This window comes from Kitasatospora sp. NPDC003701, assembly GCF_053587085.1.
In genome coordinates, this window is the sequence record NZ_JBSFNM010000001.1 from 208,422 (window position 1) to 221,663 (window position 13,242).

6 protein-coding genes are annotated in these 13,242 nt (G+C 76.9%); 2 read left to right on the top strand and 4 right to left on the bottom strand.

Annotated elements, in window-relative coordinates; translation table 11 throughout:
- The first annotated feature begins 83 nt into the window (after positions 1–83).
- Together ACWDRR_RS00965 and ACWDRR_RS00970 are read left to right on the top strand one after the other, a co-directional pair.
- Positions 84–854, top strand: a complete 771-nt coding sequence (locus ACWDRR_RS00965; protein ID WP_449770029.1) for a hypothetical protein — start codon at positions 84–86, stop codon at positions 852–854.
- 153 nt (positions 855–1,007) lie between these two features.
- Positions 1,008–2,354: a hypothetical protein gene (locus ACWDRR_RS00970; RefSeq protein ID WP_449770030.1), complete on the top strand. Its 1,347-nt coding sequence runs from the start codon at positions 1,008–1,010 to the stop codon at positions 2,352–2,354.
- A gap of 96 nt (positions 2,355–2,450) precedes the next feature.
- Here ACWDRR_RS00970 and ACWDRR_RS00975 read toward each other — a convergent pair whose 3' ends face one another.
- From ACWDRR_RS00975 to eccCa, 4 genes are all read right to left on the bottom strand, one after another.
- Positions 2,451–4,382: an acyl-CoA dehydrogenase family protein gene (locus tag ACWDRR_RS00975; RefSeq protein WP_449770031.1), complete on the bottom strand. Its 1,932-nt coding sequence runs from the start codon at positions 4,380–4,382 to the stop codon at positions 2,451–2,453.
- A gap of 106 nt (positions 4,383–4,488) precedes the next feature.
- Positions 4,489–5,502: a chitosanase gene (locus ACWDRR_RS00980; protein ID WP_449770032.1), complete on the bottom strand. Its 1,014-nt coding sequence runs from the start codon at positions 5,500–5,502 to the stop codon at positions 4,489–4,491.
- A 90-nt stretch (positions 5,503–5,592) separates the two neighbouring features.
- Positions 5,593–8,760: a hypothetical protein gene (locus tag ACWDRR_RS00985; protein ID WP_449770033.1), complete on the bottom strand. Its 3,168-nt coding sequence runs from the start codon at positions 8,758–8,760 to the stop codon at positions 5,593–5,595.
- Between the two features lie 253 nt (positions 8,761–9,013).
- Positions 9,014–13,108, bottom strand: a complete 4,095-nt coding sequence (eccCa, locus tag ACWDRR_RS00990) for a type VII secretion protein EccCa (protein ID WP_449770252.1) — start codon at positions 13,106–13,108, stop codon at positions 9,014–9,016.
- Between the last annotated feature and the right edge of the window lie 134 nt (positions 13,109–13,242).

A 13,242-nucleotide genomic window follows, 5' to 3' on the forward strand; every position in this document is an offset into this window, starting at 1 on the left:
ACGCGGCGCCGTAGAGGGAATGCGGGGCCCCGCGGCCGCCGGCCCCGGGCGACACGTCCTGCGGGACCTGAAGGAGATGAGCGATGAAGCACGTTCGAGCGGCCCTCGTGACCGGAAGCGCCGTCGCGGCGCTCGCCGCGGCCGGCACCGGGACGGCGCTGGCCTGGCAGCCCGCGGACGCCTCACTGAGCGTCGGTTGCCGCACCGAGGCGGGGCGGGTCGACCTGGTCCTCGGCAACAACTACCGCGCCGCCGGCGAGTACACGCTGACCAGGGTCGGCAGCGACGAGAAGTACCACGGCACGGTGGAGGCCCACGGCACGGTGAAGGTGACGGTCGGCTACACCGGCCAGGGGGACACCTGGCGCTACCGGCTGGCCGACACCCAGGTGGAGAAGCGGGTCGCGGACGTGCCGCTCTGCGTCACGCCGACGCCGACGCCCACGCCGACCCCGACGCCCACACCTACGCCGACCCCGACGCCCACGCCGACCCCGACCCCGACACCCACGCCCACGACGACGCCCACGCCGACTCCGACGCGCACCCCGACGCCGACTCCGACGCCGAGCGGGACGCCCAGCGGGACGCCGAGCAAGCCGACGACGCCGCCCGCCAGCACCCGGCCGTCCGAGCGTCCGACGCCCCCGGCGTCCGTGTCGTCCCCGCCCGCCGCCTCCCCGAGCCCCTCCGTGTCGCCGTCCGGCACGACGGTGCCCGTCCCCACGGACCTCGCCCGCACCGGTGGCGGTGGCGGCACGGGCCTGATCGCGGGTGTCGGCGGCGGCGCCGTCCTGATCGGGGGCGGCGTGCTGGTCGCGGCCCGGCTCCAGCACCGGCGGCGCACCGCCTGAGGCACGGGCGTCCGCCGGTGAGCCCCGGGCCCCGGTGAGCCCCGGGCCCCCGGTGAACCCCTGGGCCCCCGGTGAACCCCGGACGTCCGACGGGCCGTCGAGCGAGGTGCGGGGTCGGCCGGCCCCGCACCCACCGACCTGGGGAGGACACCCGTGCTGCGGATGGACGGAGCATGGCGGATCACGGTGATCGGCAAGGACGCCGCCTTCGACCAGCGGGTGGTGGTGCGCACCCCGTACGGCGCGGTGGTGCTGCCGGGCCGGGTGGGGGCGACGCTGGACGTACCGGCGCAGGAATGGGAGCTGCATCTGGAGCACCACGCCCCCGGACTCGGCTGGCGGCCCAACGTCCGGGTGCTGCCCGGGCCGTTGCAGGAGTCGGACGGCGGCCTGCGGACCCGGGTCGTCCGCAGCAAGGACGTGGACTGGGCCGACGGCGACCCGACCGAGCGCAACTTCACGCTGCGGCTGGTCCGCCTGGAGGCCCGGGCACCGCAGGAGGAGCCCGCCCTGGCGCCGATCCCGGCGGCCACCCCGGTGGCCCGCACCTCCTCCGACCCCTACCTGGGCACGACCGCGCTCGCCGGGACCGACCGGCAGGGGTACCGGACCGGGAGCGAGACCGACGGGGTCGGCGACCGGCCCGTCGAGCGGCACGTCGAGCGGCACGTCGAGCGGGACGGTGCCGGCGCGGCGTCCGCCGGGTGGGAGCGGGGCCGGGCGGCGCAGGCCGAGCCGGGGGCCGGCCAGGTGCCCGCCCGCTGGGAGCAGGCCCCGCAGCCGCCCGTCCGGCGTGAGCGCGGCCCGGCGGCTCCGGCGGAGCAGCCGGCCCCGGCCGACGACCCGTGGCGGTCGCTCCCCCCGGTGCCCGAGGGGTGGGAGCGCGTCCCGGTGGCGCCGTCCGAGCTCGGTCCGGGGCTGGTGCCGGCGATCCGGCGCAAGCACGGTCAGGAGCAGACGCTCGGGCAGCCGGCGACCAGGGCGGTGCCGGCCCGCTGGCGGGCGGACGAGGACGCGTCGACCGGGCTGGACGCCGTCCACGAGGTGCTCGCGGGGCGTGAGGCGACCGGCGGCGCACCCGGTGGGCGGAAGGCCCTGCGCAATGTGGCGCCCCGGCAGGAGGCGGTCCGCGAGGTGCGGGCCGAGCGGGGTGCGCCTGCCGAGCGGGGTGTGCCTGCGGAGCGGGCCGTTCCGGCGGAGCGGGAGGTGCCGGCGGTGTGGAACACCGGGCCGGAGCTGCCGGTCGGTCAGGAGCGGCCCCGGGCCGTGCCGGCCGGGTACGAGGCCGTCCGGGGGGTGCCGGTCGGGCAGGAGTGGGAGGCGCCGGCCGCTCGCAGGACGGTGCAGGGCGGCCCGGCCGGTCAAGGGGTGGCCCACGGCGGGCGGGCGGCCGTTCGGGCCGTCCCCGCCACCGGTCCCGTGGCCGCGCGGGAGGCGTCCGCCGCGCAGGAGGCCGCCGCCGGTGAGGCCCCCGGCGGGCACCCGGCCCGGCCGTGGTGAGGCCCGTGCGCGGCTGAGGGCGGGCCGGGAGCGCCGTGCGACGGCTGTGCCGACCTGCCGTGGGGGCGGGCGGCACAGCCGTCGGGCGCCGGGTCGTCAGGCCGACTGCGCGGCGCGGTCGGCGACGTTCCAGTGGGCGTCCGGGTGGTCGAAGGCGCGCTGGTAGTCGGGGCCGGCGATCGGGATGGTGGCGAGGAACTCCTCGGGCAGGGCGAAGGCGTCCACCAGCTGCCGCCCCCGGTCGGCCAGGCGGGCGAGGGCCCGCTCGACCAGCTCGGGGAGTTCGCGGACCTGCTCGGCCGTCAGCAGGCCCTCGCTCAGTAGCGGTCCGCTCGCGGCGCCGACGCGGCGCAGCGCGAACAGCCGGTGCAGGTCGAGCAGCAGGCTGCGGGCCTGCGGGTCGGTGGCCTGCTCGGCGAGGGCGAGCAGGGCGGCGCCGGCGGTGCGTTCGGCGTGCGCGGAGACGGCGGCCAGGGCGGCGGGCGAGGCGGTGTTCCAGCGGCGCAGGCCGTCGCCGGACGGGGCCTGCCGCAGTAGGGTGCGGGCGCGGCCGAGGTGCAGGTGCTCCGCCGCGTGCAGCAGGTGCTGGAGGGCGGCCGGGTCGTCGGGACCGCCGTCGGGGACGGTCGCCGGCGGGGCGGACTCCGTCAGCAGGAGCTCGGCGCCGGCCTTGGCCCAGAGCGCGAGGTTGTCGCCCTCGGCGGTGATCGTCCCCTCGATGTCCATCGCGAGCGGGGAGATCCCGTTGACCGGGAGCAGCCCCTGGGCGCCGCAGCGTTCGCGGCACTCGATGATCAGGCTCCGGGCCTGCCAGGTGATCCAGCCCTTGGCGACGGCGACCTGGCGTTCGGCGGCGACGGCCTCGGCCGGGCCGGTGTCGTCCCGGCCGGTCCAGCGCTCGACCGTGGCGCGGTGCAGGGCGGTCATGGCGTAGGCGGTGGCGGCCGCGTCCAGCAGCGGGCCGTGGTGGCTGCGGTGGGCCCAGACCGGGATGCGGCGGTCCGCGCGGGCGCCGGTCACCTCGCGGTGGTGGGCGTAGCGGATCGCCACGGCCAGCGACGAGCGGGCGGCGCCGACGGCTGCGGCACTCATGCAGAGTTTGCCCAGGGTGACCCGGCCGATGCTGGTGAGGAACCGTTTCCGCTTGCTGCCGAGGGCGCTGGTGAAGGTGGCGTCGGGACCCAGCCGCCCGTGCTCGCCGGTCAGCAGCGCCTCGTGGGGCAGCACGACCTCGTCGAAGGACGTCAGGCAGTGGTCCACCGGATTGCCGGGGCGCCGGGGCAGCGGGCGGACGGTGACGCCGGGCAGCGGGCCGGCCGCGTCGGTGAGCGGGGTGAGGAAGAGGAAGATCCCGTGGTCCCGGCCGTCGACCAGCAGGCGGGCGGCCACCACGGCCGACTTCGGCCCGCCGGCCGGCCCGGTGTTCGGCATGAACTTCTGCGCGCCCGCGTCGGGGGTGTGCAGGGTGAAGGTGCGGTCCGTCCGGTCGTAGACGGCGGTGGTCCGCAGCGCGGTGGCGTCGTTGCCGTGGCCGAGCTCGGTGCAGAGGAAGGTGCCGATCCGCTCCATCGCCAGGTACGGGCCCAACGGGCGCTTCTCGTGCGGGTCGTGGTCGAGCAGGCTGCCGAGGAACAGGTTGTAGTGGATGCCGGCGACGACGACCAGTGCGCCGTCCAGGGGGCCCGTCCATTCGTGCAGGGCGGTCAGCGCTCGGGGGTCGGTGGCCAGGGCGGCGGGGTCGACCGCCCGGTTGATCCGCCGTAAGCGCCGGTAGGTGGCGGCGATCCGGTCGGCGGTGCCGGCCGCGGGGTCGGTCCGCATCCGGGGGTCGGCGAGCACCCGCTGCCAGGGGGCGTGGATCCGCTCGTGGTCGGGGCCGAGGAGCAGCCGGGTCAGCTCGGCGGTGGTGGGGTCGGCGGCCGGTGCCGAGGCGGCCGGTGCGGACGTGAGGGGTGCGGAGGCGGCCGGTGCCGGCGAGGTGGCTCGGTCGTCCGCGGTGGCGGTGCGGCCGCCGGGAATGGTTGTCATGAGTTGATCAATGGGCGGAGCGCCGCCGGTGAAACGACTTTGTGATCAAGCTCACCGCGGGCGGCGGGCCTCCGTCGGGGGCCCGCCGCCCGGCCGCTGTCCGGGGCTACTTGTCGATGTGGAAGGACTCGCCGTAGACCTTCCAACTCAGCGGGGTGTGCAGGTCGAGGTTGCCGGCCTGGAGGAACACGCGCTGGGCGGTGTCGATGCGGGAGGTGTCGGAGTGGGCGGCCTCGGTGCGCATGGCGGCGGCGCGGGCGTCCAGGAAGGCGGCGAGGTAGGCCTTCTCGTCGCCGCCCTGGGCCGGGGGCTTGGCCTTCTTGAGCGCGGCCGCGCGGATCCCGCCGAAGCTGTCGGCGCTGTTGCCGGGGCCGTGCATCACGATGGCGTCGTAGTAGGCGAACTGACCGAGTGCGTGCAGGCCGTCGGCCTTGGCCTGGGTGACGGCCGGGGTGAAGTAGACGCGGTCGCGCTCGTCCTCCTGGGCCTTGCGGAAGACCGGGTCCTGGGCGGCCTTCTTCCAGTCCGACGTGAAGTCGGGGTCGAGGCCGTTGTGCGAGGCGGAGCCGTCCAGCTTCTCCAGGGCCGGGAGGTACTTGGCCAGGACGTTGTCGGGCTTCAACTCGCGGTAGTGGCGGACCATCTCGACCATGTCGCCGGTGCCGGAGCAGAAGCCGACGATGCCCGCGGTGTAGCCGCGGCCGTCCTTGATGTCCTCGATGTAGGCGAACTGGGCCTTCCAGTCGAGGGAGGAGTTCTCGGCACTGGAGACGATCTGCTGGGCGATGTCCTTGAGACGCGGGTCGGTGAGGTCGCCGGAGCCGGTCGCCGGGGGCTTGCTGCTGGACGAACTGCCGGGCGAGCCGCTGGAGGAACCGCCGGGCTTGCCGCTGGACGACCCGCTCGGCGAACCGCCGGGCGTGGTGGGCGGCTTGGCCGGGGGCTGGGTGGTCCGGTGGGGTCGGCCGTGGTTCGTCGAGGCCGGTGGGGTGCTCGTGGTGGTGGGTGCGGCGCTCGGCGGGGCGCTCGGGGACGCGGCGGCGGCCGGGAGCACCGGGAGGGCGCCCGCCAGCAGGAGGGCGGTCAGGGCGAGTGGCAGCGGGGCGGGCCGGATCGGCATGGAGGCTCCGGGGTCGGGCGGCCGGATCGGCCGCGGATACGGCGGGCGAGCGGGTTCGTCCGGTGGAACGGCCGCCGTCCGACCGCCGGTTCACGCACCGTCAGGAACGGCGAGGAGCTCGACCCCCGGGGTGAGGTGGAACTGCTCGGGCTCCTCGATCCGCCGGCGCTCGGCCGGGCCCAGCCGGTCCCGTCGGTCCAGCCACGACCGCAGGCGGGTCAGCGCGCTGCGGTCGCGTTCGGCCGGGTCGGCGCCGAGGGCGCCCGCGGACTCACGCAGCAGGACGCGGGCGGGCCGGCCGGAGATGCCGGAGGGGTCGGCAGGGTCGACGGGCTCGGCGGGGAAGACGGCGACGACGGTGAAGGCCGTGCCCGGGGCGAAGGTCACCCGCAGTTCCTCCGTGCCCGGGCCGAAGGCGGAGGTGCGCCGGCCGGTGGCCGACCAGATGACGAACTCGACGGCAGCACCCGGGAGTTCGACGGCGGTGGCGGTCAGGCCGGTGACCGGGGCGGGCTCCGTCAGCTGCTGCCCGACCGGGTAGTGGGCCAGCAGGGCCGCCGGATCCGGGCCGGGCGGGGCGCAGAGCAGCACGGCGCCGTGATGGCTCGGGAGGCGGCGCAGGCCGGAACCGAGGCAGCGCAGGAAGGGCGCGAGCTCCTGGTCGCAGGATCGGGCGGCCGCGATCAACTCGGCGCGGCCGGCCGGGACGCCGGTGTCGCCGTGGTGCAGCAGGACGGCGGCGAGATCGGGCTTGATGTCGTCCTTGGAGGTGGAGCGCAGCCCCGGCAGCCGGGTGGCGACCTGGTCGATCCGGCCGGAGCAGCGGTGGTAGTGCTCGCCCAGCAGTGCCCGGACGGCGTCCCGGTCGTCGGCGCCGCTGACGGCGACGGGGGCGGGGAAGCCCTCCGGGCGGAGGTGACGGGCCTGCAACGGGGCGGGTGCCGGGTCGCCGTCCGGCTCCTCGTCGGGAGGTGCGACCGGCCCGGCGTCGGGATCTTCGTGCGAGCCCTCGCCCAGCTCCCCGCCCAGCTCCTTGCACTGGTCCTCGCCGGGCTCCTCGCCGGGCGCCGAGGCGGGTGCCGAGGAGGGCGACCCGGTGGTGGGCGGGGTGGGCCAGGCGAAGGCCGGCCCCTCGACGGGGGGTTCGGGGTCGGCTCCGGCGTGCGGGTCGGTGGTCGGGCCGGTGACCTGGCCGGCGGTCGGGTCGGTCCGGGGGGAGGTCGCCGCAGCCGTCGGCGCGGCGGCGGACGCGGGGTCGGCGGGGAAGACCCCGGCGGAGGCGTGGGAGGTGGAGCCCTGCGGCGCCGAGGCCACCGGGGCGGGGAAGCCGGGGCCGCCGGGTCCACCGCTGGTCGCCGTCCGGGTGGGCGGACCCACCGGTCCGGGGAGCGGCCCGGGGAACGGGCCGGGCGGCGCGGCGGCCGTCGGTTCGGCCAGGGGGTCGGGATCGGCCGTCGCTTCGGGCACCGGGGCGGGCCCGGGTGCGGTGCCCAGCGGCCCGGCTCCGGCGGACGCCGTCCCGGTGGAGACCGTCGAGGCGGTCGGTACGGCGACGGCGGTCGGTACGACGACGGCCGAGGGGACGGCCGGCGCTCCGGACAGGGCCGGCGCCTGGGGCGCGTGGGACATCTGGGGTGCGTGGGGCACCTGTGCCGCCGCCACGGCGGCCGGCGCGGGCTGCGCCGCACCGCCGACCCCCGGTCGAACCCCCGGGAGCCCGCCGATGCCGTACGACACCGTCGCCACGCCCGGCACGGAACCGGTGGGCTGCTCGGGGCCGAGCCAGTCCAGGTCGTGCATCCGGGCGATGAAGCGGGCGATCCGCTCGGTGGCCGGCTCCAGCAGCCCGTGCACCAGCAGCCCGAACCCCTCGGTGCCGGAGGACGGGAGGCGGTCGAGCAGACTGCCCAGCTCCTCGAAGACATCCGCCTCGACCGGCCGGTCCCGCTCGCCGACGATCAGCAGCGGACGGGCCGCCTCGGGGCGACGGAAGCGCGGGGTGAGGACGTGCGGCGGTTCGGGTCGCAGCCAGAGGCCGGCCGGGACGGCCTCCAACGCCCAGTACGGGAAGGCCTCGAAGACGCCCGGCCCGTCGGTGCGCCAGGACGCGCCGCCGTTGCGCCAGGCGGCGGGCGCGGTGCCCTGGCCGGGCGCCGCGGCGAGCCGCAGCAGGTAGGGCTCCCAGCGGGCCTGGCCGTGCGTGTCGAGGATGCGGGAGGTGGGGCCGCCGGGGCCGAGCACGGGGAGGCCGATCGCGGCGTTCACCGGGCGGGCCAGCCGGGCCGACAGCGCCCCGGTCAGGGCGGCGAGTTCGTCGGGGGCGGCCCAGGGTGCGCTGACCAGCAGCCGGGCGGTGTCGACCGGCAGGCCGACCACGGCCTCCGCGAAGTCCTCGGGCAGCAGGACGGGCAGCGCCGGGGTGCCGACGACCAGGACGACGGTGCCGGGCGGCGCGCCGGCCAGCCCGAGGCCGGGCAGCGGGCCGGCGGGCGGGGCGGACGCGTGGGTGAGCCAGAAGCCGGCGGGCAGCCGCAGCACGTGCACGGCCGGCCGGTGGCGAGGGGCGGCGGGGCTCTCGGCCGGGAGGTACCCCGCCGGGTCGGCGGGCACGACCGCCACGGCGGTGGAGGCCGGCTCGATCGGGGCGGTGGCACCGATCGTCTCGCGGACCCGGCGCGGCGCGCTGCCGGGTGCGCAGTGCCACCAGGAGGCGGCCTCGGTGACGCCGTCGGGCGCGGTGACCTTGAGGTTGCCGTCCGGGGTGATCTCCACCAGGCCGTCCGGCGCGATCACCGGCAGGCCGGCCCGGTCGGCGACGACCTCGGCCGGCCGGCGGCCGTTGGGGGCGAGCGCGGCGAGGCCGGAGGCGGCGAGCACCAGGGTGGCGGCGCCGCGCGAGCGGGCGATCACGCCGAGGTCGGCCATCCGGTCCCGCAGGACGGGGGCCGAGTCGGGAGCGGCCGCGACCACGACGATGCTGCCCGGCACCGGGCGCAGGGTGCCGACGGCCGCCGACAGCTCGTCGTCCCCGGCGGTGGCGGGGGCGATGACGAAGTGCGGGCCGACCGGACGCAGTTCGGAGCGGACGACGCCCGGGTTCGCGGCCGGGGCGGCGGTGGCGACCGCCGGAACCGGGGCGGCGGGGCCCGGGGTGCCCGGGCCGGCGGGCAGCGCGGCGACCGCACCGCGCCGGCGGCCGAACCGGCGGCGGGGCGCGGCCGGATCGCCGGAGGGCAGGCCGAGGCGGGAGAGACTCATCGTCCGGGTATACGGGCGCCGCCCGGCCGCCGGTTCAGCGGGCGGTCGGGCCGGGCCCCGGGCGCGGCCGCCGGGGTGCCGCCGTCCGCCCTGCTCCCGCCGTTCCGCCCGGGCCGGCCGCACCTCCCGGACCTCCCGTTCCCGCCGGTGCGCCCGCACCCCTCGGGCCGGCCGCACCTCCCGGACCTCCCGTCCCCGCCGTTCCCGCCGGTGCGTCCGGGACGTGCGGCGGGGCCCGGGCGGGTCACACCGCTCACGCCGATCCGTCGTCCTCGCCGGCCGGCTCCGGCATCAGCCCGGTCTGCACCTGGACGGTCCGGCGCCGGGTGATGTGCAGGGCGCGTCCGGGCGGCAGCTGGCGCGGCTTGACGCTGCCGAACAGGGTGCCCTCGCTCGGCGGGCAGGAGAGCAGGGTGACCGGGGTGTTGACCTCCTGGAGCCGGCGCAGCAACTGGTCGGAGTAGGCCCGTCCGATGCCGTTGGCGGAGCGGGCCACGATCAGGTGCAGACCGAGTTCGGCACCCTGGGCGAGGTGGTCGAGGACCGGACCGAACGGGCTGCTGCCGACCTGACCCGGGATGAGGTCGTAGTCGTCGACGATGATGAAGAGCTCCGGCCCCGTCCACCAGTCGCGCAGCCGCAGCCGCGCCGGGGTGATCTCCTCGCCGGGCAGCCGGGCCTCCATGGCGCGGGCCGCTCCGGTGACGACCTGCCGGAGCACGTCCACGGCGACGGCGTAGCCGAGCCGGTACTCCTCCGGGACGCTGTCGTAGAGCCCGCGCCGGAAGTCGACCAGCATGATCCGGGCCTCGGCGGGGGTGTAGGCGGAGGTGATGGCGGAGACCATCAGGCGCAGCAGGTTGGTCTTGCCGCTCTCGCTGTCGCCGACCACCAGCAGGTGGGGGGACTCCTCGAAGTCGTGCCAGAGCGGGGAGATCGCGGTGTCCTCCAGGCCGATGGCGACCCGCAGCCGGCCCTCGGGCGCGGGCAGCGTGGCGGCGTCGAGCTGGAGCGGCAGCATCCGGACCTCGGGCGCGCGGGGGCCGGTCCAGTGCTCGTTGACGGCGTCGACCAGGTCCTCGACGCCGTCCGTGAGGCTCTCGCTGTCGCCGACGCCGTCGATCCGGGGGAGCGCGGTGAGGAAGTGCAGCCGGTCCTGGGTGAGGCCGCGGCCGGGGACGCGGGGGACGGTCTCGGCGGCCCGCATGTTGATCATGGAGTCGATCGGGTCGCCGAGCCGCAGCTCGAAGCGGGTGCCGAGCTGGTCGCGCAGCCCGCTGGAGATCTCGCCCCAGCGGGCGGCCGTGACCACCAGGTGCACGCCGTAGTTGAGGCCGCGTCCGGCGATCAGGGTGAGGGCGGGCAGGAAGTCCATGAACTCCTGGCGCAGCGTGTTCCAGCCGTCGACCACCAGGAAGACGTCGCCGTGGCGGTCGTCGGCCAGGGCCGGGTCCCCGGCGGCCCGGCGGCGCCGGAAGGTGGCCATCGAGTCGACGCCCAGCTGGGCGAAGACCTGCTCGCGGCGGGCGATGATGCCGTTGACCTCGGCCAGGGTCCGGCCGACCCGCTCCGGCTCGTGCCGTCCGGTGACACCGCCGACGTGCGGCAGCCCGCGCAGCGCGGAGAGGGTGCCGCCGCCGAAGTCCAGGCAGTAGAACTGGACCTCGTGCGGCGTGTGGGTGAGGGCCAGGCCGGTGATCAGCGAGCGCAGCATGGTGCTCTTGCCGCTCTGCGGGCCGCCCGCGATGCCGACGTGGCCGCCGGCGGCCGAGAGGTCGGCGGTGAGCAGCTCGCGCATCTGCTGGAACGGGCGGTCCACCACACCGACCGGGACGGTCAGGGTGCCGACCGCCGGGCGGCCGTCGGGCGCCAGGCCGTGGTGCGAGGAGGGCGCGAGCGGCGGCAGCAGCTCGTCCAGGGTGGGCGGCGTCTCCAGGGGCGGCAGCCAGACCGTGTGGGCGGGCGGGCCGACGTCGAGCATCCGCTCGGCCGCGAGGTCCAGCAGGGTGGCGGTGTTCTCCTCCTCCGCGGCCAGCCGCGCCACCTCGGCCGCCAAGGCCTCCGGGTCGGGCCGGCGCGGCGCGGTGTACTCGGTGCCGTAGGGGACGATCTGGCCGGCCGCCGCGGCCTGCTGGGCCGCCCCGCGCCGGCGCCGGTACGGCCCGGAGACGTACGCCGCCTTGAACCGGGTGAGGGTGGCGATGTCGCTGCGCAGGATGCCGTTGCCGGGCTGGGAGGGAAGCTGGTAGGCGTCCGGTACGCCGAGCACGCCGCGGCTCTCCATCGCGGAGAAGGTGCGCAGGCCGATCCGGTACGACAGGTGGGACTCCAGGGCGTGCATCCGGCCCTCGTCGAGGCGCTGCGAGGCCAGCAGCAGGTGGACGCCGAGCGAGCGGCCGAGCCGGCCGATCATGATGAACAGCTCCATGAAGTCGCGGTGCGCGGAGAGCAGTTCGCTGAACTCGTCGACCACGATGAAGAGCGTCGGCAGCGGGTCGAGCTGGACGCCGCCGGCCCGGGCGGTCTCGTAGTCCAGCAGCGAGCTGTAGTTGCCGGCCGAGCGGAGCAGTTCCTGGCGGCGGTTCAGCTCGCCGTGCAGGGCGTCGCGCATCCGGTCGACCAGGGCGGCCTCGTCCGCCAGGTTGGTGATCACCGCCGAGGTGTGCGGGAGTTCGTCCAGACCGAGGAAGGTGGCGCCGCCCTTGAAGTCCACCAGGACGAAGTTGAGCGTCTCGGAGGAGTGGGTGAGCGCCAGCGCCAGCACCAGGGTGCGCAGCAGCTCGGACTTGCCGGAGCCGGTCGCGCCGATCAGCATGCCGTGCGGGCCCATGCCGCCCTGCGCGGACTCCTTGAGGTCCAGTTCGACGGGGTTGCCGTCCGCGCCGACGCCGATCGGCACCCGCAGCCGCTGCCCGCGCGGGCGGTCCGCCCAGCTGCGGGCGACGTCGTGCTGGTACAGGTCGTTGACGCCCAGCAGCGAGGTGAGGTCGAAGTCGGTGCTGAGCGGCTCGGAGGCGTCCCGGGAGTCGCCGAGGCGGTACGGGGACATCACCGTGGCGAAGCGGCGGGCGGCCGGGAGGAGCAGCGCGTCCGGGCGGCCGAGCGGGGTGACCTCGTCGCGCCGGTTGCGGTCGGCGGCGACCAGGTCCAGCTGGTCGCCGGTGATCCGCAGCCGCAGCCGGAACGGCGCGTGCTGCCACTCGACGGCCCCGGCGAGGTCGAGCAGGACGGCGTTGCGGTAGCCGGCCAGCAGGGCCCGGCTGCTGCTGGGCAGCTTCACCCCGTCCAGCACGATCAGCGTGAACGGCTCGTCCCGGCCGGGCTGGGCGTCCGGCTCGTAGGGCGGGCGGTCGGCGAACTCCGGGCCCAGCAACTGCTCCAGCTCCAGCATCGAGTCGGCGACCAGGCGCACCGGGCCGGCGCCGTCCGTCTCGGTGGGGTGCAGGGCGTGCGGCAGCCACTTCAGCCAGGCCCAGTCCTCCCGCAGCTCGGGGGAGACGGCGGCGGCGACGCGCAGCTCGTCGGGGGCGTGGAAGAACGCGAGCTGGGCGATCATCGCGCGGGCCAGGGCGCGGGCCGGCCCGGGATCGGCCGGCGCGCCGGCGCCGTCCGCGGCGGTGGCCGGGTCGGCGGCGGGGGCGCCGATGGCGGCACCGATCAGGCCACCGGGGCCCGCCGCCCCCGGTTCGCCGGAGGCGGCCGCGCCGGCCGGGGCGCCCTCCTCCTCGGGCTGCTCGCAGCGCAGCAGGATGTGGGCGTAACCGCGGACGTGGACGGCGATCGGCTGGTCGGCGATCGAGCCGTACGCGTTGATGAACCGGCGCAGCGCGTGCGCGCACAGCGGCTCCAGGTCCTCCACCGGCTGGGTGGCCAGCGGCGCCAGCTTGACGGCGAGGCGCTGGGCGCCGGTGGCGATCCGCACGTCGCCGAAGTCCGGGTGGGCCGCGCGTCGCTCCCACAGCCGCGAGGTGCGCACCAGCGAGCCGAGCGCGGCCGGGTCGGGGTGGCGCCAGGCCAGCGCCTGCCGCTGGTTCACGACGTGGCGGCGGACCTGGCGGCGCATCTGGGAGAGGTAGCGCAGGTAGTCCCGGCGCTCGCCGCGCAACTGGCGCTTGCGGTCGCTGGCGCCGCGGATCAGCTGGGTCACCAGCATGCCGACGGCGGACAGGCCCATCATGCCCATCGCCACGTACTGGAGGGGCCCGCCGCTGGACTGCGGGTTGAGGAAGATCATCACCATCGAGAGCGAGCTGAGCGCCATCGGTGCCATGGCGATCATGTTGGACATGCCGCTCTGCTGCTCCGGCAGGACCGGCGGCTCCTGCAACTGGAGCTCGCCGTCCGGCATCGCCGGTCCGGGGCGCCGGGGCGGACGGTCGACCACGACCACGCTCAACGGGGATTCTCCTCTCGCGGCGCCGGTGACGCCGCTGGTGGCGGTGGGCCCGGCGGCTCGCGCCGGGCCGCACTCAGGCGTACGGC

Excerpts from the sequence above, each read along its gene's own strand:
- ACWDRR_RS00980 (WP_449770032.1), bottom strand. The coding sequence starts at position 5,502 with ATGCCGATCCGGCCCGCCCCGCTGCCACTCGCCCTGACCGCCCTCCTG.
- ACWDRR_RS00975 (WP_449770031.1), bottom strand. The coding sequence starts at position 4,382 with ATGACAACCATTCCCGGCGGCCGCACCGCCACCGCGGACGACCGAGCC.
- ACWDRR_RS00965 (WP_449770029.1), top strand. The coding sequence starts at position 84 with ATGAAGCACGTTCGAGCGGCCCTCGTGACCGGAAGCGCCGTCGCGGCG.
- eccCa (WP_449770252.1), bottom strand. The coding sequence starts at position 13,108 with ATGCCGGACGGCGAGCTCCAGTTGCAGGAGCCGCCGGTCCTGCCGGAG.
- ACWDRR_RS00985 (WP_449770033.1), bottom strand. The coding sequence starts at position 8,760 with ATGAGTCTCTCCCGCCTCGGCCTGCCCTCCGGCGATCCGGCCGCGCCC.